The sequence below is a fragment of the Rhizobium jaguaris genome (assembly GCF_003627755.1).
GTDB lineage: Bacteria > Pseudomonadota > Alphaproteobacteria > Rhizobiales > Rhizobiaceae > Rhizobium > Rhizobium jaguaris.
The window spans coordinates 2,670,075-2,690,116 of sequence record NZ_CP032694.1; the positions used below are offsets into that span (position 1 = coordinate 2,670,075).

The 20,042-nt window shown below is 59.8% G+C and carries 17 protein-coding genes; 5 read left to right on the forward strand and 12 right to left on the reverse strand.

What is annotated here, in order from left to right; all coding sequences use genetic code 11:
• Nucleotide 1 precedes the first annotated feature (1 nt).
• The 3 genes from CCGE525_RS13020 to CCGE525_RS13030 all read right to left on the reverse strand — a co-directional run bounded on the left by CCGE525_RS13020 (nucleotide 2) and on the right by CCGE525_RS13030 (nucleotide 3,777).
• On the reverse strand, nucleotides 2-1,027 hold the full coding sequence (locus CCGE525_RS13020) for an ArsR/SmtB family transcription factor (RefSeq protein WP_120704630.1): 1,026 nt from the start codon (nucleotides 1,025-1,027) through the stop codon (nucleotides 2-4).
• 224 nt (nucleotides 1,028-1,251) lie between these two features.
• The gene (ettA, locus tag CCGE525_RS13025; protein ID WP_120704631.1) at nucleotides 1,252-2,901 is read right to left on the reverse strand and encodes an energy-dependent translational throttle protein EttA; all 1,650 of its coding nucleotides are present in this window, start codon (nucleotides 2,899-2,901) and stop codon (nucleotides 1,252-1,254) included.
• A gap of 126 nt (nucleotides 2,902-3,027) precedes the next feature.
• On the reverse strand, nucleotides 3,028-3,777 hold the full coding sequence (locus tag CCGE525_RS13030; protein ID WP_120704632.1) for a ribonuclease T2 family protein: 750 nt from the start codon (nucleotides 3,775-3,777) through the stop codon (nucleotides 3,028-3,030).
• Nucleotides 3,778-3,947: 170 nt separating this feature from the next.
• Here CCGE525_RS13030 and CCGE525_RS13035 point away from each other — a divergent pair, with 170 nt between their 5' ends.
• From CCGE525_RS13035 to CCGE525_RS13050, 4 genes are read left to right on the forward strand one after another with little or no spacing between them, the layout of a single operon-like run.
• Nucleotides 3,948-4,880 carry an alpha/beta fold hydrolase gene (locus CCGE525_RS13035; protein WP_120704633.1) on the forward strand — a complete coding sequence of 311 codons (933 nt, stop codon included), beginning with the start codon at nucleotides 3,948-3,950 and terminating at the stop codon, nucleotides 4,878-4,880.
• 19 nt (nucleotides 4,881-4,899) lie between these two features.
• A complete protein-coding gene (locus tag CCGE525_RS13040) occupies nucleotides 4,900-5,859 on the forward strand; it encodes a DMT family transporter (protein ID WP_120704634.1) in 960 nt (319 codons plus the stop codon).
• 18 nt (nucleotides 5,860-5,877) lie between these two features.
• Complete coding sequence (caiB, locus tag CCGE525_RS13045) at nucleotides 5,878-7,077, forward strand: succinate--glutarate CoA-transferase (RefSeq protein ID WP_120704635.1); 1,200 nt, start codon at nucleotides 5,878-5,880, stop codon at nucleotides 7,075-7,077.
• Nucleotides 7,077-8,735 (forward strand): thiamine pyrophosphate-binding protein, encoded by a 1,659-nt coding sequence (locus tag CCGE525_RS13050; RefSeq protein WP_120704636.1) that lies wholly within the window; start codon nucleotides 7,077-7,079, stop codon nucleotides 8,733-8,735. The genes caiB and CCGE525_RS13050 overlap by 1 nt, the downstream gene beginning before the upstream one ends.
• A gap of 39 nt (nucleotides 8,736-8,774) precedes the next feature.
• Here the strand turns inward: CCGE525_RS13050 and CCGE525_RS13055 are convergent, their stop codons facing one another.
• The 3 genes from CCGE525_RS13055 to CCGE525_RS13065 all read right to left on the reverse strand — a co-directional run bounded on the left by CCGE525_RS13055 (nucleotide 8,775) and on the right by CCGE525_RS13065 (nucleotide 10,465).
• Nucleotides 8,775-9,119, reverse strand: a complete 345-nt coding sequence (locus CCGE525_RS13055; RefSeq protein ID WP_120704637.1) for a RidA family protein — start codon at nucleotides 9,117-9,119, stop codon at nucleotides 8,775-8,777.
• 94 nt (nucleotides 9,120-9,213) lie between these two features.
• Nucleotides 9,214-9,552, reverse strand: coding sequence for a protein tyrosine phosphatase family protein (locus CCGE525_RS13060; protein ID WP_120704638.1), 339 nt, complete (start codon nucleotides 9,550-9,552; stop codon nucleotides 9,214-9,216).
• A gap of 73 nt (nucleotides 9,553-9,625) precedes the next feature.
• Nucleotides 9,626-10,465 carry a DUF4432 family protein gene (locus CCGE525_RS13065; RefSeq protein ID WP_120704639.1) on the reverse strand — a complete coding sequence of 280 codons (840 nt, stop codon included), beginning with the start codon at nucleotides 10,463-10,465 and terminating at the stop codon, nucleotides 9,626-9,628.
• A 228-nt stretch (nucleotides 10,466-10,693) separates the two neighbouring features.
• Between CCGE525_RS13065 and CCGE525_RS13070 the strand changes: the two genes are divergently transcribed.
• The gene (locus tag CCGE525_RS13070) at nucleotides 10,694-12,166 is read left to right on the forward strand and encodes a L,D-transpeptidase (protein WP_120704640.1); all 1,473 of its coding nucleotides are present in this window, start codon (nucleotides 10,694-10,696) and stop codon (nucleotides 12,164-12,166) included.
• Nucleotides 12,167-12,238: 72 nt separating this feature from the next.
• Here the strand turns inward: CCGE525_RS13070 and CCGE525_RS13075 are convergent, their stop codons facing one another.
• From CCGE525_RS13075 to CCGE525_RS13100, 6 genes are all read right to left on the reverse strand, one after another.
• Nucleotides 12,239-12,952 carry a ParA family protein gene (locus CCGE525_RS13075; protein ID WP_120704641.1) on the reverse strand — a complete coding sequence of 238 codons (714 nt, stop codon included), beginning with the start codon at nucleotides 12,950-12,952 and terminating at the stop codon, nucleotides 12,239-12,241.
• A gap of 278 nt (nucleotides 12,953-13,230) precedes the next feature.
• Nucleotides 13,231-14,379 carry an iron-containing alcohol dehydrogenase gene (locus tag CCGE525_RS13080; protein WP_120704642.1) on the reverse strand — a complete coding sequence of 383 codons (1,149 nt, stop codon included), beginning with the start codon at nucleotides 14,377-14,379 and terminating at the stop codon, nucleotides 13,231-13,233.
• Complete coding sequence (locus CCGE525_RS13085) at nucleotides 14,376-15,761, reverse strand: aldehyde dehydrogenase family protein (protein WP_120704643.1); 1,386 nt, start codon at nucleotides 15,759-15,761, stop codon at nucleotides 14,376-14,378. Before CCGE525_RS13085 ends, CCGE525_RS13080 begins: the two co-directional genes overlap by 4 nt.
• Nucleotides 15,762-15,915: 154 nt before the next feature.
• The gene (locus tag CCGE525_RS13090) at nucleotides 15,916-17,286 is read right to left on the reverse strand and encodes a glutamine synthetase family protein (RefSeq protein ID WP_120704644.1); all 1,371 of its coding nucleotides are present in this window, start codon (nucleotides 17,284-17,286) and stop codon (nucleotides 15,916-15,918) included.
• A gap of 147 nt (nucleotides 17,287-17,433) precedes the next feature.
• Nucleotides 17,434-19,005 carry an amino acid permease gene (locus CCGE525_RS13095; protein WP_120704645.1) on the reverse strand — a complete coding sequence of 524 codons (1,572 nt, stop codon included), beginning with the start codon at nucleotides 19,003-19,005 and terminating at the stop codon, nucleotides 17,434-17,436.
• Nucleotides 19,006-19,124: 119 nt separating this feature from the next.
• The gene (locus CCGE525_RS13100; RefSeq protein WP_120706393.1) at nucleotides 19,125-19,892 is read right to left on the reverse strand and encodes an N-formylglutamate amidohydrolase; all 768 of its coding nucleotides are present in this window, start codon (nucleotides 19,890-19,892) and stop codon (nucleotides 19,125-19,127) included.
• Between the last annotated feature and the right edge of the window lie 150 nt (nucleotides 19,893-20,042).

Sequence of the window (20,042 nt, forward strand, 5' to 3'; positions counted from 1 at the left end):
ATCAAGCTCTCCCGGCAAGAACTGGGGACGACTGGAGGCCCTGCCCGGCGGCGATCAGCAGCCGCGGGTCGCGTGCCAGCCAGATCGTGACCGTCAGCGCTTGACCGCCTTCCTTCCCCGAATGAAGGTCCAGCACCTGTTCGACATCGAGCCCCGCCAATTTCAGCCATTCCGATATGGTCTGATGCGAGAAACCGAGTCTCAAATGCGCATGTTCGTCGCGTAGATATTCCAGCCCATGCGGGGCGAGATCGATGATCACCAGCCGGCCGCCGGGCCTGAGCATTCGTGCCGCCTCGTTGATGGCGATCTCCGGCTGATCGAGGAAATGCAGCACCTGATGAATGGTGATCAGGTCGAAGTCCTGCGCCTCGAGCGGCAGATTGAAGATGTCGCCATGTCGCACCGAAGCGGCGGTGATGTTCGATCGGTCGAGATTGGCGCGCGCCACCGCCAGCATGTCGCGGCTGGCATCGATGCCGACCGCACGGCGATAATGGCCCGCCAGCAATTGCAGCATGCGGCCTGTACCGGTGCCAAGATCGAGGAAAGAGTCGATCTGCTGCGGGCCGATCAACTCGATCAGAGCCTTGTCGACATCCTCATCAGCCACATGCAGGCGGCGCAGTTCGTCCCATTCGGCTGCATTGCGGCTGAAGTAGGCTTGCGCCCGCTCGGCACGGATGCGCTTGACGGCGGCAAGCCGCTCGCCGTCGCGCAGCAATACCGGATCATTTTCAGCCGCGTGCCGGAGAAGCGTGCGCACGAGGATGACCGCCTTGCCTTCCTGCTTCAGACGGAAATAGGCCCACGCGCCCTCCTGATAGCGGTCAATCAGGCCAGCCTCGCCGAGCAGCTTCAGATGCCGTGAAATACGGGGCTGCGACTGGCCGAGAATTTCGGTAAGATCGGTGACGGTGAGATCGCCGGCGGCAAGAAGCGCCAGCAGCCGCAGCCGCGTAGGCTCGCCTGCCGCCTTCAGCACATCCACCAGACCATCCAAACCGAATTTCACCAGATCCGTCATCCACCACCCAATCAAGATATAAAGATATCTTTATGTGATTTGCGTGCAATCTGCAAGGGCCAATTGCCCCTTGAGAGAATTCAATGTCGGAGATCTGTTAGTTTCTGTCGGCTCAGGAATATGCGCTTCCCGTGTCAAGACAAAGAAAAACCCCCGAAGGTTTACATCCAACTTTCGGGGGTAGTTCAGAAGCGCAGCTCTCGATGAGCCGAAATATGCGAGCTTTAGCGTGTCAGCCGCTTGTGCGCCTGGCTGCCCGGATTGAGAGCATCGGGGCCGAGGCGGCGGATCTTGTCCTGCTCGTAATCTTCGAAATTGCCCTCGAACCATTCGACATGGCCTTCGCCTTCAAAGGCCAGGATATGCGTGGCCAGGCGGTCGAGGAACATGCGATCATGGCTGATGATGATGGCGCAGCCGGCGAAGTTTTCGAGCGCGCTTTCCAGCGCCCCCAGCGTTTCCGTATCGAGGTCGTTGGTCGGTTCGTCGAGCAGAAGCACGTTGCCGCCAGCCTTCAGCAGCTTGGCCAGGTGAACGCGGTTGCGCTGACCGCCGGAGAGATTGCCGACCTTCTGCTGCTGGTCACCGCCCTTGAAGTTGAAGGCGCCGCAATAGGCACGCGAGTTCATGTCGAACTTGCCGAGCTTGATGACTTCAGCGCCGCCGGAGATTTCCTCCCATACGGTCTTATTGCCGTCAAGCGCGTCGCGGCTCTGGTCGACATAGCTGAGCTGCACCGTCTCGCCGATGCGGATCGAGCCGGAATCCGGCTTTTCCTGCCCGGTGATCATCTTGAATAGGGTCGTCTTGCCGGCACCGTTCGGGCCGATGATGCCGACGATGCCGCCCGGCGGCAGCTTGATCGACAGATCGTTGACCAACGTGCGGCCTTCGAAGCCCTTGGTGATGCCCTCCATCTCGATCACCACCTGGCCGAGACGCTCGCTGACCGGAATGATGATCTGCGCATCACCGGGACGCTGCTTTTCGGCGGCATCGACCAGCTGTTCGTAAGCGTTGATACGCGCCTTGGACTTGGCCTGACGGGCCTTGGGGCTGGAGGCGATCCATTCCTGTTCGCGGCTGATCGTCTTCTGGCGGCCGGCTTCTTCGCGGGCTTCCTGCAGCATGCGCTTGGCCTTGGCCTGTAGATAGGCGGAGTAGTTGCCTTCGTAGGGAATACCACGGCCGCGGTCGAGTTCGAGAATCCAGCCGGTAACATTGTCGAGGAAGTAGCGGTCGTGGGTGATCATCATCACGGCGCCTGGATAGTCGCGCAGGTGCTTTTCCAGCCAGGCGATGGTCTCGGCGTCGAGATGGTTGGTCGGTTCGTCGAGCAGCAGCAGGTCCGGCTGCGACAGAAGCAGCTTGCACAGCGCCACACGGCGGCGTTCGCCGCCGGAGAGGTTGGTGACGTCGGCATCGCGCGGCGGGCAGCACAATGCTTCCATCGCCATCTCGACCTGGCTTTCCAGATCCCAGAGGTTCTGGCTGTCGATGATGTCCTGGAGCTTGGCGCCCTCTTCCGCAGTCTCGTCGGAATAGTTCATCATCAGTTCGTTGTAACGATCGAGCACCGCCGTCTTCTTAGCGACGCCTTCCATGACGTTTTCGAAAACCGTCTTGTTGGGATCCAGCTGCGGCTCCTGCGGCAGATAGCCGATGGTGGCCCCTTCGGCCAGCCAGGCCTCGCCGGTATATTCCTTGTCGAGGCCGGCCATGATGCGCAAAACGGTCGACTTACCGGCGCCGTTCGGGCCGAGAATGCCGATCTTGGCGTCGGGATAAAAGGAGAGATGAATATTTTCGAGAATCTTCTTGGCGCCATAGGCCTTATTCAGACCGGCCATATGGTAGATGAACTGACGTGCCATAGCTTGGGTTACTCCACGGGCGGATAACATTTCGAATTGTGCCGCTATGTAGGCGAAACCCCGCCCTCGGGCAACGGCGAAACCTTGTCCGAGGGCAATTATCCGCGCCGAGCCGCTTGTCGGATGTCAGAAACCTGCTGCGTCCACCACGCCCTGATCGCAGCCGAATGATGTGCTGCCGGCACCCTGGATCAGTTGCTCGAGACGCGGCTCGTTTCCTTCCGACGGCTGAATAGCGTCTTCCGACAGGCCGATCGTCAGTTCCGAGATCACGCGCACCTTGCCGACTTGGCGGCAGCTCATCTTCACGCGACCGCTGGCGCCTTCGCCAAAACTCTTGTCGAAAGCGGCCTTGATGGCTTCGGCATTAAGCGTCTTGCCGATATTCTGCGCGAAAAGATCACGCACGGCCGAACCATTGAGTTCATTGATCAAACCCACCGCCGCCCCGAAATAATCATCGGCGCTGAGCTTGGTGCAACTGCCGTGTTTGATCCATTCATGCCGCTCCAGACCCGATTGCGTGCCGGGCATGACTTTGTCCAGTGCGGCCTTGGTTTCTGCCGACAGTTGAACAGCCGGCAGGTCTTTCCAATCGTTGCTACTATCGGATTGCTTCAAATCATCGGAAACGTCGCAATATTCCTGCCGCATTGGCCAGAGACCATGTAGCGAAAAGTTCTTGGCGTCGAAATTGTTCGGTGATTGATTTCGGCACTCTGCCTTCTTTTGGTTCGTCGCGCAGAAAGCGGGTTCCCAACTTGCCGCCAGAATAAATCGCGTCCGGCCACGGCTGTTTTCCTGCGCCACGGCACTCGTCGCCATCACCACCGCGGTCAGAACCGCAACTGCAAACCCCTGAAGCCAAGGCCTCATTCCACACCTCCAAAAACAGAACAATATGAGAACAAATAAGCAGTTTGATTTGCGGCACGCAACCCTGAATCGCAAAAACCACGAACATTTATTTCTGTGAGCTTCACTCGCCGTCCATTGCAATCCCGTCGGCGATGACCTTTCGTTCACATGGGGAGGAAACGTGCATCATGTTCGCCGAGACGAGGCATCTGGCTAGCCCAACGGGCGCGACACTCGCCTATCATCATGCGCCGGCTGAGGGCGACGCGCTTGGCGTGCTTCTCATCAGCCACGGCCTTGCCGAACATTCCCGTCGCTACGAACGTTTCGCCGGAGCCATGGCGGCGGGCGGCTTTCATGTCTACGCTCACGATCACCGCGGCCACGGCGATACAACAGCTGCCGAGGCGCCACTCGGCCGCTTCGCAAGGCGCAACGGCGTTGATGCGGTCATTGCCGATGTGCTGGCCATGCGTGAGCTTGCCGCCGCCGCCCATCCCGGCCTGCCGGTAACGCTCTTCGGCCATTCAATGGGTGGGCTGATTAGCCTCAACGTGGCAGTGACGCATCCGAACAAATTCGACGCGGTCACTGTCTGGAACGCGAACTTCAATCCGGGGCTTGCCGGGCGCGCTGCTCAGGTCATCCTGAAGGCGGAACGCATGCTGAAGGGTTCCGACGTCCCGAGTGGGTTGCTGCCGAAGCTGACCTTCGGCGCCTGGGGCCAATCGATCGCAAACCGCCGCACCGAATTCGATTGGCTGTCGCGCATTCCCGAGGAGGTCGATAAGTACATCGCCGACCCGCTCTGCGGCTTCGATGCCTCAGTCTCGCTATGGCTGGATATTTTCGAGCTAACCTTCCGCGCGCCGCAAAAGGCCCATCTCGATCGGCTCAAGCGCGAGATGCCGATCCATCTCGTCGGCGGCGGACATGACCCGGCGACGAATAATGGAAAAGCGATTTCCTGGCTGTCAAACCATTTGAAAAAGGCCGGATTCTCGCATATCACCATGGCCATCCATCAGGACATGCGGCATGAGACGCTGAACGAGATCGGCGCGGCCGCAGCCATTTCGGATTTTGCGGACTGGTGTCAGCAAGTGACGGCAAGGGCCTGATTCCCAAAGGAATGTTCGAATGAGTTCCACCGGCAGTTCCCTGCCCCGTTTGCGTCAGTCGGAATTGACATTCGGCCTGTTGATGATGTTCCTGTCCGTTTTCCTGTCACCGATCGTCGACATTTTCTCGAAGCTTGCCGCGACCACCATTCCGCCGGCGGAAGTCACCGCCGCCCGTTTCATCTTTCAGTGGCTGTTCGCGCTGCCGATGTTGGCCCTGCGCGGCCAGTGGGGCAGATGGTCTCTGCGCCGCAGCGGGGTGCATGCCATTCGCGCCGGCGTGCTGACGCTGTCGATGGTCTCTTTCGTCACGACGCTGCAAGTCATGGAGGTAGCCGACGCCATCGCCATTTTCTTCGTCGAACCGATCATGCTGACCATCCTCAGCAGCATCTTCCTGAAGGAAACGATCGGTTGGCGACGCTACACGGCCTGCGCCGTCGGCTTTTTCGGCGCGATGTTGATCATTCAGCCGAGCTTCGAGCAGGTCGGCTTCGTGGCGTTGTTGCCCGTCGTCACCGCGCTCTGCGTCGCCGTCTATGTGATGATCACGCGCGTCGTCTCGCACAGCGAGGATGCCTGGCCGATGCAGTTCCAAACCGGTCTCTGGGGCATGGCCATCTGCCTCATTCTGCTCGCGATCGGTCACGGCTCGGGCTCACCCATCATCGCTTCCGTCATCCCTGATGGTACCGCGATGGCCTATCTTCTGGGCGTCGGCGTCACCGCCGCAGCCTCCGGCATCCTCACTGTCCATGCCTATCGCGCCGCACCGGCCTCGACGCTGGCGCCGCTGCAGTATTTCGAGATCGTCTCGGCAACGATCTTTGGCTGGCTGGTCTTCCACAACTTCCCGGATCTGATCAAATGGGCCGGCATTTTTATCATCATGGCCTCAGGCCTCTACATTCTCTGGCGCGAGCGGCGCTTTGCTTCCAGGCCCGTATCCGATACATCTGAGACCACTTTCGCGCCGTAGCCGCCCATCTGGACCGACATGACCGACAATAAGACCAAGAAACCGCCCCTTTCAGGCATTCGCGTCATCGAATTGGCCCGCGTTCTTGCCGGCCCCTGGGCAGGGCAGATGCTGGCTGATCTCGGCGCCGATGTCATCAAAGTCGAGAACCCGAATGGAGGCGACGATACGCGCCAATGGGGTCCGCCTTTCGTCGAGGGCAAGGATGGGGAAAACCTTTCGGCCGCCTATTACCATTCCGCCAATCGCGGCAAACGTTCCGTCGTCGCCGACCTCAAGACCGAAGAGGGCCAGGCCCTCGTTCGGCGGCTGGTCATGACCGCCGATGTGCTGATCGAGAATTTCAAGCTCGGCGGTCTGGTCAAATACGGGTTGGACCACGAGAGCCTCAAGAAGATCAATCCCAAATTGGTCTATTGTTCGATCACCGGCTTCGGCCAGACCGGCCCCTATGCCGGCCTCGCTGGCTATGATTATATCGTTCAGGGCATGTCCGGCTTCATGTCGATCACCGGCGAGCCGGATGGGCAACCGATGAAAGCAGGCGTCGCGATCGCCGATATCTTCACCGGTATCTATGCTGTCTCCGCGATCGAAGCGGCTCTGATCCATGCATTGAAGACCGGCGAAGGCCAGCTTGTCGATATGGCGCTGCTCGACGTGCAATCCGCCGTGCTCGCCAATCAGAACATGAACTACCTGATCTCCGGCAAGGCCCCCACGCGCCTTGGCAATGCCCATCCCAATATCTCGCCCTATGAGGTCGTGCCGACGGCCGATGGCTATCTGATCCTTGCTGTCGGCAATGACGGGCAGTTCCGCCGCCTCTGCGCGATCCTCGGCATCGACGAGCGGGCGAATGACGAACGCTATGCGACCAACAAGGCCCGCGTCGCCCATCGTGACGAAGTCCGCACTTTCATCTCGGCGAAAACGCTTTCATGGAAGAAAGCGGATCTGTTGAAAGCCTGCGAGGACAGTGCGGTCCCGGCGGGCGCCATCAATACGATCGAAGACATGTTTGCCGATCCACAGATCCAGGCTCGCAGTTTGCGGCTCGATCTCGAGGACGCTGCCGGCACCGTCATCCCGAGCGTGCGCACACCGGTCGTCTTGTCGGAAACGCCGTTGACCTATACGCGGCCGAGCCCGCGTCTTGGCGAACATCAGGAGGAGGTTCTCGCCGAACTGGCGGAACTGGAAGGAAAGGCAAAATAATGAAGCGCACCGGCGGCCAACTCATCGTCGAAGCCCTGAAGGCAAACGGCGTCCGGCGAATTTCCTGCGTTCCCGGCGAAAGCTTTCTCGCCGTGCTCGATGCGCTGCATGACAGCGATATCGACGTGCTCGTCTGCCGCCAGGAGGGTGGCGCGGCGATGATGGCGGACGCTTGGGGCCGTTTGACGGGCGAACCCGGCATCTGCATGGTCACGCGCGGTCCGGGCGCGACCAATGCCTCCGCAGGCCTGCATATTGCGCGGCAGGATTCGATCCCGATGATCCTCTTCATCGGCCAGGTCCAACGGGACGCACGCGAGCGCGAAGCCTTCCAGGAGGTCGAATTCCGGCGAGCCTTCACCGAATTCGCCAAATGGGTCGGCGAGATCGACGATGCCGCCCGCATTCCGGAATTCGTCACCCGCGCCTTCGCCGTCGCGACATCGGGACGGCCCGGCCCCGTCGTGCTGACCCTGCCCGAGGACATGCTGCGCGACGAAGTCGATGCCCCGCCTGCCAAGCGCTATATGCCGGTAGCGGCCCATCCAGGCCGCAGCCAGATCGACGATCTCTATCTGCGTCTGATCGCAGCCGAACGGCCAATGGTCATCCTTGGCGGCACCCGCTGGAACGAAGAGGCGGTTGCCGGTATCCGGCAGTTCGCGGAGCGCTTCAAGCTGCCGGTCGGCTGTTCCTTCCGCCGGCAGATGCTGTTCGATCATCTGCACCCGAGTTACGCCGGCGACGTCGGCATCGGCATCAATCCGGCACTGGCAAAGGAGATCAAGGAAGCCGATCTGCTGATCCTGCTTGGCGGCCGGTTCTCGGAGATGCCGTCCTCCAGCTATACGCTGATGGACATCCCCTATCCGCAACAACAGCTAATCCATATTCATCCCGATCCATCCGAGCTCGGCCGTGTCTACCGCCCGGATCTGGCGATCTGCGCCAGCCCCGCCGATTTCGTAGCCGCGCTGGCCGATCAAGAAGCTCCGGCTGAACCGCGTTGGGCAGAGCGGACGGAGCGCATACATGCCGCCTATCTCGCCTGGTCGAAGACGCCGGAAAAAAGTCCCGGCGCTGCGCATATGGGCCGGATCATGGACTGGATCGAAGCCAATACCGCGCCAGACACCATCTTCACCAACGGCGCCGGCAACTATGCCACCTGGCTGCATCGCTTCCACCGTTTCCGCCGCTTCAACACCCAGGGCGCACCTGCCTCCGGTTCGATGGGTTACGGCTTACCGGCGGCTGTCGCTGCCAAACAACTCTTTCCTGAGCGCGAAGTAGTCTGCTTTGCGGGAGATGGCTGTTTCATGATGCACGGACAGGAGTTCGCGACTGCCGTGCAATATCACCTGCCCTTGATCGCCCTGGTCATCAACAACGGCATGTATGGCACCATTCGCATGCACCAGGAGCGGGAATATCCCGGCCGCGTCAGCGCCACTGCTTTGAACAATCCGGATTTTGCGGCTTTTGCCCGCGCTTACGGCGGCCATGGCGAAACGGTGAAGGCAACCGAGGAATTCGGCCCGGCCTTTGAACGCGCGCGCGCGAGCGGCAAGCCGGCGATCATCGAGATCGTGCTCGATCCCGAAGCGATCACGCCGTCACGCACTTTGACGGAAATTTCGCAAGCAAAAGGCCGGTGAGCATGCGCTCACCGGCCTTGCAAAAAGCGTCAAACGAAATCAGTCGATCGCGGCGGTGACGATGAACTCGACCTTGTACTTCGGTGCAGCGAGCTTGGCTTCGCTGGTGGCGCGGGCCGGCGTATTGGCCGGATCGACCCAGGCTTCCCAAGCGGCGTTCATTTCGGCGAAATAGGAAATGTCGGAGAGATAGATCAACGTCTGCAGGATCTTCGACTTGTTGCTGCCGGCGGCGGCCAGCAGGCGATCGACTTCGGCGAGCGCAGACTTGCATTGATCCGTGACGCTTTCGCCTTCACCAACCTGGCCGGCGAGGTAGACGGTGTTGCCGTGAATGACAGCACCGCTCATGCGGGCTCCGACGTCGATACGCTTGATGCTCATGGTTCTCTCCTGATGTTGTCCGGTGACGGGTAACAAACCGGGCGCTGCTCGTCAGCAGCGCCCTCAATTTCTCGCATGTTCGGGATGCGGTGGCTTAGCCGCGGATGTGATGGGTCTTCTGATAGATCGCGGTCGAGCGCGCGCCGGAACGGCAATAGCCGAGCATTGGCCGCGGGAATTCGTCGAGAGCGTCGACCATGCCCTGCACGGCCTCTTCGGTCACGCCCATCGGCCCAACGGGCACATGCGCGATTTCGAGCCCCAGCTCCTTGGCGTGGGCTTCGATGACCGAAAACGGCGTCTGATCCGCGCTCTCATTGTCCGGGCGGTGGCAGACGATCGACTTGAAACCCATGGCCTTGATCTGATCGAGATCCTCCAGGGTGATCTGGCCGGAAACCGAGTATTCGTCATCGATCGGGCGGATATCCATGGTTCATTTCCTCTGTAAAACCGTGGGCCTTGGTCTACGCCGCCATAAAGGAAGCGTCAACCGCTCAGACCTTTCAGGCGAAGGCAAAGTTGAGCGCGAAACTCCTGGCTTCCCCGGGCTGGAGAATATTGAATTCACCCGCCTCTTCCAGCTCGCCGCGTGACGCTAACCGGTGCGAAACGGGTTCGATGCCGAGGATATGGGCCGGCGCGCGCTGATTGCGCCAGACCTGCAGGAACGGCAGGGTATCCGTGCCGAAGCGTACCCGCAGGGATTTGCCGCCGATGGCAGCGATCGGCCCGAGGCATACCTCCGACCAATCCTCGCCCTTCGCCGTCGCCGGCACGCAGAAAAGACCGCCCAATTCCTCGCCGAAGGTCCAGGGAAAACCGCCGTTCTCCAGCATCTGGCCAGAAAGGCGCACACCGCCGTCGAACCATTTGGCGCCGACGTTCATATGATACATCAGGAAGACCGGCATAGCCTCGACGCTGGTGTTGACGACACGGTCCATGAGCGAAACCTCGCCTGTTGTCCCGTCGATGCGCCAATGGCGCTCCAGCCGCGCCGTGCGGCGTTCGGCGGTGACGATATCGATATCGGCACGGCACTCCGCATTGTCATCCTCGAATCGAGTCCACAGGATTTTGGCAGGATGCGAGGAAAAAGAGCCGTGCAACGGATAACGCTTGCCCTCGAAAGCGCCCGACATCGGCTGCGGATGGCGGATATGATCAGGGCCGCAGGTAAAGAGGAAGCCCTCTAACGAATGATCGATGCGCGGGTCGCCGTCATCCGGGATGGCGCGTCCTGGCGCAAGATTGTTGCCGTCGACGATGCAGGCGCCGATATCCAGCACAGAGCCTTCATCCAACGTCAGTTTCGGTCCCTTGGCTGCGGCAAAATCCATCATCTCCTGCAGTCCTCCCTGGTCGGCTCTCGATCGGCCATCCCTCATCGACATGGCTCGAAACGGGACAGGACGAAAATTAATGGTGGTTTGTCTTATCGAACGTTAACTTGACGCCTTGATCACACAAAATTTTATCTTTTATTCAGCATGATAATCTTTAATTCCATACTGGCGTCAAAATTGCCATGTGTGTGTCGGCTCAGCCATCACCCGAGGGATTCGACAGACGTGAACCGGTTCCTGAAACTAAGTCTTACTCTGGCCTTGGCGGCCACGGCATCTGCTCTCGCATTGACTGATGCGCAGGCACAATACTACCGTAACGGGAACAACGACATCATCCTGGTGACCCCCGACGGACGAATCCTCGATCAATATCCAGAGCAAGGCGTGGTGACCGTCGCACGCGACGGGCGTGGCCACCGCGTATTGATCGACCGCTACGGCAATGTCCTCGCCACCGAGATGCGGGCCAGCACCTATTACCCGCGCGCGCCCGGCCGCAACGTCTACAATGACAACGGCTATGGCGACGGCAACCGGTACGGCGACACGCAGCTTTCCAACAATGGTGGCTACCGCGACTATCGCCAATATCGGGGCGGCGACTACGGCAATGACGGTGGCTATGTCGACAACGGTGATGGCCAACAGGATCGCGGCGTCATCACCAACGGCATCCCGCGCGATGGCGACGTCCAGAGCGAGCCGCTCGACAACCAATCGCTGCCGGAGATGAATGGCCAGTCGCAACCCAATCCAAACGGCACCGACTACGCATCGATCGATCCCCAGGAGGCAACACCCGGCATCGAACGCAAGCCGCCGGCCGAGCCCGTCATCACGCTGAAGGGCAAATCGAAATTGGAGATCACCGCGCTTGAGGTCTTCCTCGCCCGCCAAGGCATTTCGCCGGGCGCGATCGATGGCCGTATGGGTGCCAATGTCACCAAGGCGATCTACGCCTACCAGCAGATGACCGGCCAGACGCTAAACCCGAACGATACGGATTCGATCCTCGAGCAACTGCGCCTGTCAGGCGGCATGCCGATCATCAACTACACGATTACGCCTGCCGATGCCGCCGGCCCCTATGTCGCGTCGATCCCTGAAGATTATGCCGCGAAGGCGCAGATGCCGTCGCTTGGCTACACGTCGACCACGGAAATGCTGGCCGAACGTTTCCATATGGACGAAGGCTATCTGAAGGAGCTCAATCCCGGCGCCAACTTCACAGTTCCCGGCAGCACGATCAAAGTGGTCAATACCGGTCCCGGCAAAACCGGTACCGTTGCAAAAATTCTCGCCGACAAGGGCCGCAAGCAGGTTTTCGCCTACGATGCCAGTGGCGCCCTGATTGCCGCCTACCCCGCCAGTATCGGTTCCACCGACACACCATCGCCCTCTGGCACTGTGACGGTCGAACGCGTCGCCTTCAATCCCGGCTATACGTACAATCCGAAGATCAACTTCAAGCAGGGCGCCAACGACAAGATCCTCGACATTCCGCCTGGCCCTAACGGCCCTGTCGGTGTTGTCTGGATGGCGCTGTCGAAGCCTACCTACGGCATCCACGGGACACCCGACCCTTCGAAGATCGGCAAGTCACAGAGCCACGGCTGTGTGCGCCTGACCAACTGGGACGCGACAGAACTCGCGAAAATGGTCAAACCCGGCGTGGTCGTCGAATTCGTCGATTGATCGCGCGGAGCAAATGACAAGGCCGTCGGATGGTTCGTCCGGCGGCCTTTTTTCTATTGTGAGTTCGTTAGACTAGGCCGCGCTGCGGATCGCGTCGTGGCCGGCACCGCGGGCCGAAGCCGTCAGCCGCACCGGCAGGAGTCGCATCATCTCCTCGGCAAAGACGCGGGCGTTCTCCTGAGCCTTGTCTAGATTGCTAACGCGGTTTGGGTCCATCGTATAGAGCGTTCCGCCACAGTCGAAGATGTCGCGGAAGGCCGAACGTTCAATAATCGGCGTTTCAAGAACCGTAACGCTCCGCTCGGACAGCAGGGCCTTCACCGTCTGCAGCGCCCTAGTCGTCACCATCGAGTTCACGCGGGTCAGAACGACCGAATGATTGATGTGAATGCCGGCCCGCTGTTCCAGATATTGCAGCAGCTCAAGCACCTGTGCCCCACCTCGCGCATCCATCGCACAGCCCTGGATCGGAATGAGCACATGATCGGAAAGACCGAGTGCCGTTGCCAGCAGCGGCGTGCGAGCACCCGGCAGATCGAGGATGAAATAATCCGTCCCGCTGTTTTCCGAGAGATGCACGGGCAAGGATGCGCTGGTCACGAAATCGATGACGGAGATGTTGGGCACATGGCCGGAAATTTCGTACCAGTGCGAAATCCAGTGCTGCGGATCGGCGTCGAGAATGGTGACACGATAACCGCGCCTCGCCAGCTCCGTGGACAACAGCAGAACCGCCGTCGTCTTCCCCGCCCCACCCTTCGTATTCGCAAATGTGATAACTGGCATTGTCGGTCTCCGGCGTGATGGCGGTGAGCACGAACATCGCTCTTTCGGCACCATCTGACTCATCGGTGCAGTTAACGCATTGTTTCGAGATATGGTTAATAAAGCCTTAATGGTCACTTTGGCGACAGCATGGTGTTGCATGGGTGAAACCTAACCCGCTGCCCTACCGGCACACTACTTGCCGATGAAAATTGCCGTCGCCAACCCGGCCGGCGGACAGACACAAAAAATCGTGCCGCAATCGTCTCGCGGCACGACCGAGAGCTGGGACGATATGCCTAGAAGCAATCGTGGAAGAGCGCCTTGGTGTTTTCCAGGGTCATTGCCACAGGATTGCCGCCGGCGCTCGGATCTTCGATTGCCATGGCCGAGAGCTCGTCGATGCGATCGGGCGCAATGCCCATGGCCGAGAGGTTTTCGGGAACGCCGAGTTCGGCCCGCAGCTTCAGCACATACTCATAGAAACCGTCGAAACCGCCGGAAATGCCAAGATAAGCAGCGGCACGGGCGATCTTGTCTTCGATAGCCTTGCGGTTGAAGCGCAGGACGGCCGGCATGACGACGGCATTGGTCATGCCATGATGCGTGTTGTAGACGGCGCCGATCGGGTGCGACAGCGCGTGAATGGCGCCAAGACCCTTCTGGAAAGCGACCGCGCCCATGGCGGCGGCACTCATCATGTTGGCGCGAGCTTCGAGGTCGGTGCCTTCCCTATAGGCGCGCGGCAGGAATTCCTTGACGAGCCGCATGCCTTCCAGCGCGATGCCAGCCGACATCGGGTGATAGAAGGGCGATGAATAGGCTTCCAGGCAATGGGCGAAAGCGTCCATCCCCGTGCCGGCGGTGATGATCTTCGGCATGCCGACGGTCAGTTCCGGGTCGGCGATGACGACGCCCGGTAGGAATTTCGGATGGAAGATAATCTTCTTCACATGCGTCACGGAATTGGTGATCACGCTGGCGCGGCCGACTTCCGAGCCGGTGCCGGCGGTCGTCGGCACGGCGACGATCGGGGCGATGCCTTCGACACTCGCACGAGTCCACCAATCACCGATATCCTCGAAATCCCAGACAGGTCGCGTCTGGCCGGCCATGAAGGCAACGCATTTGCCGAGATCGAGCCCCGAGCCGCCGCCAAAAGCGACGACGCCGTCATGACCACCATCCTTGAAGGCCTTGACGCCGGCATCGAGGTTCTTCTCGTTTGGGTTCGGATCGACATCGGCGAAGATGGCGCGGCCGAGGCCGGCGTCTTCGAGAATATCCAATGCCGTCTTGGTGATCGCCATCGAGGCAAGTCCCCGATCGGTGATCAGGAGCGGCTTCTTCATGCCCAGACTCTTGCAGGCATCCGCCAGTTCCGCGATCCGGCCGCGGCCGAGCTTGAAGGCGTTCGGATAGCTCCAGTTGGCTGAGATATTGCTCATGCTGTTACTTTCTTCAGGTGATAGGATTTCGGACGCGTCAGATTGTGGAAGCCGATGATCGACAGCGAACCGCCGCGGCCGGTTTCCTTGACACCGGTCCAGCAAAGCGCCGGATCCAGATAGTCGGCGCGGTTCATGAAGACAGTGCCGGTTTCGATCTCGCGACCGATGCGCGAAGCGCGCTCAACATCCTTGGTCCACAGCGAAGCTGTCAGGCCATAGGGGCTGTCATTCATCAATTCCAGCGCTTCCGCGTCGCTCTTCACCTTCATGATACCGACGGCCGGGCCGAAGGTTTCCTCGCGCATGAAAGCCATCGAGTGATCGACATCGACGAGGATCTGCGGAGCGAGATAAGCGCCGCCGTCATCGGCCGGGAAAAGCTTGGGATCGACCAGTGCTTTGGCACCCTTGGCGACGGCGTCAGCGATCTGCTCGCGCACCACCTTGGCGAAGCGCTTGTTCGCCATCGGGCCAAGTGTGGTTTCCGGATCGAGCGGATTGCCGAGCTTGTAGTTCGACACCCAGGCAACGGACTTTTCGACGAAGGCATCATAGAGCGATTCATGCACATAGATGCGCTCGATGCCGCAGCAGCACTGCCCGGAATTATAGGTAGCGCCATCCATCAGGGTATCGACGGCGGCCTCGAGGTCGGCATCTTCCATGACATAGCCCGGATCCTTGCCGCCAAGTTCGAGGCCAAGGCTGGTGAAGGTGCCGGCAGCCGCGCGTTCGATCGACCGTCCGCCTTCGACCGACCCGGTGAAGTTGATGAAGTTGAAGCTACCCGCGGCAATCAGCGCCGACGTCGTTTCATGATCGAGATAGATATTCTGGAAGACATCCGCGGGAACGCCAGCCTCGACGAAGGCCTGCACCAGCCGCTCTCCGACCAAAAGCGTCTGGCTGGCATGCTTCAGGACAACGGTATTGCCAGCCATCAGTGCCGGGGCGACCGTGTTGATTGCCGTCATATAGGGATAATTCCATGGCGCGATGACGAAGACGACGCCGTGCGGCTCGCGCTCGATGCGACGCGCGAAATTCGCGCTGTCTTCCACCACCATCGGCGACAGCGCGTCGGCTGCGATCGACGCCACATAATTTGAGCGTTCGTTGAAGCCGCGATATTCGCCGCCGTATTTAATCGGGCGGCCCATCTGCCAGGCTAGCTCCGGCACGACGACATCGGCCATCTCGTTGAGCCGGGCAACGCCCTTCAAAACGAGCTGAACGCGATCCTCCAGCGGGCGGCGCGCCCAATCCTTCTGCGCCTTGCGGGCGCGTGCGACAGCTTCCTTAGCGGCCTCCAGTGACAGCGCCGGACGCTCCGCATAAACCTCCCCGTTCACCGGGGATACGCATGTGATCATGGTCATGATCGAATTCCTGTTTTCTTAGTCATCCATTGATTGCCCGATGTCGCACAACCTGCAGCCGCATTCAAACGGGAAACAGCGCGCAGGAAAAACATCCCGGCGCCTCCGCCCGATCGTAGAATGAAAATCGGGCATGGGGCAGATCTCAAAAGCCTTACGCCCTTTCGAATCCGCGCGCCACTTCCCAGTCGGTAACGCGGCGATCATATTCCTCCTGCTCCCAGTCAGCAGCGCGGGTGTAATGATCGATAACGTCGTCGCCGAAGGCGGCGCGCAGCATCTTCGAATCGGTCATCGCGGTCGTGGCATCGCGCAGGGTGCGCGGAATTTCGCGAACCTCGCGGGCGCCGTAGGCGTCCCCCACAAACGGCGCTTCCAGCTCAAGCTTGTTCTCGATACCGTCCAGGCCGGCGGCGATCAGCGCCGCGAAGGCGAGATGGGGATTGAGATCGGAACCACCGACGCGGCATTCGATACGGATCGACTTGGTATCTTCGCCGCAAAGACGATAGCCCGCCGTCCGGTTGTCCTTGCTCCAGATCGCCTTGGTCGGCGCAAACGTGCCGGCCATGAAGCGCTTGTAGGAATTGATATAGGGCGCCAGGAAGTAGGTGATTTCGCTGGCATGGGTCAGGAGGCCGGCGACATAGTGCTTCATCATTGGCGACATGCCGTACTTGCCGCCTTCTTCGAAGAACATCGGGCTCTTGCCGTCGACGCTCCAGAGCGACTGATGAATATGCGAAGAGCTGCCGGCGGCGCTGTAGTTCCACTTCGCCAGGAAGGTGATGGCCTTGCCCTTCGACCAGGCTATCTCCTTGCAGCCGTTCTTAATGATCGCGTGCCGGTCGGCCATGGTCAGCGCATCTGCGTAACGGACATTGATCTCTTCCTGGCCGGCGGAAGCCTCACCCTTGGAATTTTCGACTGGGATGCCTGCGCCCTGCAGCCCGGTGCGGATCGCCCGCATGACCTCTTCTTCCTTGGTGGTCTGGAAGATATGGTAATCCTCGTTGTAGCCGCTGGCGAGCTTCAGATGGCGGTAGCCCGACTCTCGCGCGCTGTCGTAGCTTTGATCGAAGAGGAAAAACTCGAGCTCGGAAGCCATGTAGGCCTTCAGGCCCATGGCTTCCAAACGCTTGACCTGCTTCTTGAGGATGGCGCGCGGCGAATGCGCCACTTCCTCATGCGTGTGATGGTCGAGCACATCGCAAAGCACCAGAGCCGTGCCCTCGAGCCAGGGAATGCGGCGTAGCGTGGAGAGATCAGGCTTCATCGTATAGTCGCCATAGCCCTTCTCCCAGCTTGTCGACTTGTAGCCGGAGACGGTTTCCATCTCGATGTCGGTCGCCTGGAGATAATTGCAGCTATGCGTTTCCTTCCAGGCGCTCTCGACGAAAAATTCCGCCTGGAAACGCTTGCCCATCAAGCGACCCTGCATGTCCACCTGACATGCCAGAACCGTATCGATGCGCCCCTCGGCCACATCCTGCTTGAGGTCTTCGAACGTATAGCTAGTGCTCATGAGTGATCCGCCTGAACAGTGAATTGGGACTTCGGACAACAAAACAGCAGCCTGCGGCCGGGTGCGACCTGGCGCGGTGCGTTTCGTTGTACCGGTGAAGGGGCCGCACGCAGGCGGCCCCGCCGTTTAAGAAATGCAGCTCGACGCTCAGCGTTCGCCGACGGCCACTTCGGCCGCTGCGATTTCGGCTTTGCGCCTGGCGATTTCCTCGCCGATCGGCGGGCCTCGGAAACGGCGACGTTCGAAGCCGAACCAGACGATCGCCGTCAGGGCAAAGAAGCCGACGGTGATGATGCCCGCCCAATCATTCGGCGGCTGAATGCCGATAACAAAGATCACGATCATTGCGATGATCGACAGCACGGCAAAAAGCTTGAACGCGCCCTCGCCGAGGTTCCACGGGCCCATCTTGTCCCACTTCGACGTGCCCCATGCGAACAGACCAAGCGTGATCGGAATCGCAAAGGAGAAGAAGAGGAAGATAACGGTGCACGACACGACGATGGTGTAAACAGGCGTATCGCCGATCGATACCAGCGACGAACCCCAGACGAACAGCACCGACAGGATCGAGCCGGTCCAGATCGCGGAAACCGGCGTGCGGTATTTCGGGCTGACCTTGGAGAGCCCCTTCGATGCCGGCAGGCCGCCATCACGCGAGAAGGCGAAGATCATGCGCGATACCGACGTGACCGTCGCAAGGCCGCACAGCCACTGGCTGACGAAGATCAGGAAATACAAAATATCCTTGACGACAGGATTCACCCGGGCGTCCATCGCCCAGAAGAACACATTCCAGCCCTGCTTTGCGGCATCGTCCATATTCGGGATCATCAGAACGAACGCACATAGCATGATGTAACCGAACAATGCCGACCAAAGCACGGAGGCTACCATGCCTCGCGGAACGGAATGCGCTGCCTTGACCGTTTCCTCCGAAGTATGCGCCGAGGCGTCATAGCCGGTGATCGTGTAGATCGGCAGCAGGAGGCCGAGAGCGAAGACCCAGAAGGTCGACACCTGCGGCCAAACCGGTGCTCCGGTGGCCGATCCGTCGGTAGCGATCGTTGCGACGCCCGAGTAATTCGTGAAGGTGAACAACCGCGCGAAATCATAGGACGGCGCAGCGATCAGGCACACGATCGCCAGCGCGATCGAAGTCGCGAAGATCAGATAGCCGGAGAAGTCGGTCAGCTTCGCGGTGAGCCCGATACCCATGTGGTTCACGAGTGCCTGAAGGCCGGTGATGACGACCAGGAACAGGATCCGGACCAGTGTTGTATCGACCATGCCAAAATAGCCGCCGAGAGCGCCGAAGAAGAAATAATAGGTGCCGACATTGATGGCGCCGAGAACGGTGACAAGGCCGAGCAGATTGAACCAGGCTGTCAGCCAACCGGTGAAGCGGTTGCCGAGGATCGACCCCCAGTGGTAGAGCCCGCCCGCGGTCGGATAGGCCGAGCTGATCTGCGCCATCGCCACGGCAAAGACCAGAGAGATAAAGCATCCGACCGGCCAGCCGATGCCGATCGCGGCACCGCCTGCGCCCGAAGTCGCCTGGGCGAGAGAATTGATGCCGCCCGACAGAATGCAAATAATCGAAAAGGATACGGCGAAATTCGAGAACGAGCTCATGCGCCGCTCCAACTCCTGGGCATAGCCCATGGAGTGCAGAATATGCACGTCCTGCTTCTTGTCCAACTCTGTGTAATCAGACATGTCATTCCCCCTAAAACCCGGTCGTCCGCGGAATTGCGGACAACCATGTACCAAGTGCGCCGCCGGCTTTTTGCCGTGCGGCCCGATCGCAGTTGAACTGCTCCCCGGGTCTCTTTTGCTCAGGCTTCCAGACTGCTCTGGATAAGCCCTGTCAGATAGCCGGCCACGACCCCTTGGCCGACGTCATCTCCGATGAGGTCGTTGCGGACCTCGATCATTACGTTATGCAAACCATTGGCGAGCCCATGCAGTTTCAGCGTATGGGTAACGCCATCCTCCGGCCCGTAAGGCTCGTTTCGTTCAGTGCGATAGAGCGGCGCCTTGGCGGCCGCATCGAGCATTCGATCCGCCAGCCAGCGGTCTTCATCGTGCAGAATGCCGAGCTCCACTGCCCGCTGCCTGCCGTTGTACACAGGCGTAAAACTGTGAACCGTGACGATCACGGTTTTTTGTTCTTTCGCCGCCCGTTCTTTCAAGAGAGCCCGAATGCGGTCGTGGAACGGTATATAAAGAGCGTCGATGCGTGCCTGCCGGTCGGCGGCCTGCAAGTGCTGGTTGCCGGGGATCGTGTATATCTCGCTGGTTTCCGGCATGGCGCCCGCGCTTTCCGGCGGCCGGTTGCAGTCATAGATCAAGCGCGAGAAGCGTTGGTAGACCAGCGTGGCATCAAGGCTGTCAGACATTTTTCTGGCAACGGCCAGTGCGCCCGGGTCCCATGCAATGTGACTGGAAAGCGCTTCGGCCGAAAGGCCGAGATCGCCGAAATACTCGGGCAGCGTGCGCGAAGCATGTTCGCAAATAATTAGAACCGGGCTCTTTCCGGCCGGCCGTTCGACCGCAACGCAATCGCCATCCGCTTCCGTCAGAATGCCTTGCCGGGCAAGCATCAAAGGGGGCCCCATCGCTTAATAAAATCTTTATAAGAAAAGAATTCTTCAGGTTTCGGCGACTGTCAACTGGGAACTGAAATTATTTCTTCATTTGTGACATTGACACCAAATGTGACAGCGTAGTTATATCTTTAGAGGAGACTGGCA

Bases quoted from the DNA above. Each gene is read 5' to 3' on its own strand.
- CCGE525_RS13080 (WP_120704642.1), bottom strand. From the start codon at position 14,379: ATGAGCAATATCTCAGCCAACTGGAGCTATCCGAACGCCTTCAAGCTC.
- CCGE525_RS13040 (WP_120704634.1), top strand. From the start codon at position 4,900: ATGAGTTCCACCGGCAGTTCCCTGCCCCGTTTGCGTCAGTCGGAATTG.
- CCGE525_RS13060 (WP_120704638.1), bottom strand. From the start codon at position 9,552: ATGGATATCCGCCCGATCGATGACGAATACTCGGTTTCCGGCCAGATC.
- CCGE525_RS13100 (WP_120706393.1), bottom strand. From the start codon at position 19,892: ATGCTTGCCCGGCAAGGCATTCTGACGGAAGCGGATGGCGATTGCGTT.
- CCGE525_RS13075 (WP_120704641.1), bottom strand. From the start codon at position 12,952: ATGCCAGTTATCACATTTGCGAATACGAAGGGTGGGGCGGGGAAGACG.
- CCGE525_RS13065 (WP_120704639.1), bottom strand. From the start codon at position 10,465: ATGATGGATTTTGCCGCAGCCAAGGGACCGAAACTGACGTTGGATGAA.
- CCGE525_RS13085 (WP_120704643.1), bottom strand. From the start codon at position 15,761: ATGACCATGATCACATGCGTATCCCCGGTGAACGGGGAGGTTTATGCG.
- CCGE525_RS13030 (WP_120704632.1), bottom strand. From the start codon at position 3,777: ATGAGGCCTTGGCTTCAGGGGTTTGCAGTTGCGGTTCTGACCGCGGTG.
- CCGE525_RS13090 (WP_120704644.1), bottom strand. From the start codon at position 17,286: ATGAGCACTAGCTATACGTTCGAAGACCTCAAGCAGGATGTGGCCGAG.
- caiB (WP_120704635.1), top strand. From the start codon at position 5,878: ATGACCGACAATAAGACCAAGAAACCGCCCCTTTCAGGCATTCGCGTC.
- ettA (WP_120704631.1), bottom strand. From the start codon at position 2,901: ATGGCACGTCAGTTCATCTACCATATGGCCGGTCTGAATAAGGCCTAT.
- CCGE525_RS13020 (WP_120704630.1), bottom strand. From the start codon at position 1,027: ATGACGGATCTGGTGAAATTCGGTTTGGATGGTCTGGTGGATGTGCTG.
- CCGE525_RS13095 (WP_120704645.1), bottom strand. From the start codon at position 19,005: ATGTCTGATTACACAGAGTTGGACAAGAAGCAGGACGTGCATATTCTG.
- CCGE525_RS13055 (WP_120704637.1), bottom strand. From the start codon at position 9,119: ATGAGCATCAAGCGTATCGACGTCGGAGCCCGCATGAGCGGTGCTGTC.
- CCGE525_RS13050 (WP_120704636.1), top strand. From the start codon at position 7,077: ATGAAGCGCACCGGCGGCCAACTCATCGTCGAAGCCCTGAAGGCAAAC.
- CCGE525_RS13035 (WP_120704633.1), top strand. From the start codon at position 3,948: ATGTTCGCCGAGACGAGGCATCTGGCTAGCCCAACGGGCGCGACACTC.